This is a genomic window from Teichococcus aestuarii (assembly GCF_042651065.1).
Classification (GTDB): Bacteria; Pseudomonadota; Alphaproteobacteria; order Acetobacterales; family Acetobacteraceae; genus Pseudoroseomonas; species Pseudoroseomonas aestuarii.
This window is the reverse complement of the sequence record NZ_JBHSCH010000193.1, coordinates 1-531: the sequence shown is the minus strand read 5'-3', so window position 1 is coordinate 531 and position 531 is coordinate 1. Positions and strand designations below refer to the sequence as shown.

Genomic DNA, 531 nt, shown 5'->3' with positions numbered 1-531 from the left:
GCCCAAATCACCAAAACGCACCTGCAGTGCGGTGATTGCAGTAAGGGCGGTGGTTTCTGTACGCAGCACACGCGGTCCTAACAGAATATCAGTAAACTGATAACGCGCAGTCATGGCAATCTCTTCTGCCGATAATCCACCTTCAGGCCCAATAAGCAACCGCACCCGTTCAACTGGCAGAGGGAGCGTATTGATACTGGCACTGGCGCGCGGGTGAAGATTGATCTTCAGTGCATCATCCTGTTCCTGGCACCAGGTTTCCAGGTTCATTACGGGACGTATTTCTGGAATCTGGTTGCGCCCACACTGTTCACAGGCGCCAATCGCAATTTTTTGCCATTGCTGCAGTTTTTTATTCAGGCGTTCTGCATCCAGTTTCACTCCACAACGTTCCGAGAACAGGGGGGTAATCACATTGACGCCCAGCTCAATGGATTTCTGAATAGTAAATTCCATTTTTTCGCCACGGGACATCACCTGGCCCAGATGTAAAAACAGTGGTGACTCACGGTTATCTGTTTCACTACCCAG

Annotated in this window: 1 protein-coding gene; it reads right to left on the bottom strand. The window is 50.3% G+C overall.

What is annotated here, in order from left to right; all coding sequences use genetic code 11:
- Positions 1 to 531 (bottom strand): 16S rRNA (uracil(1498)-N(3))-methyltransferase (rsmE, locus tag ACFOY6_RS24315; RefSeq protein WP_379652484.1); only part of this gene is annotated, 531 nt, incomplete at both ends.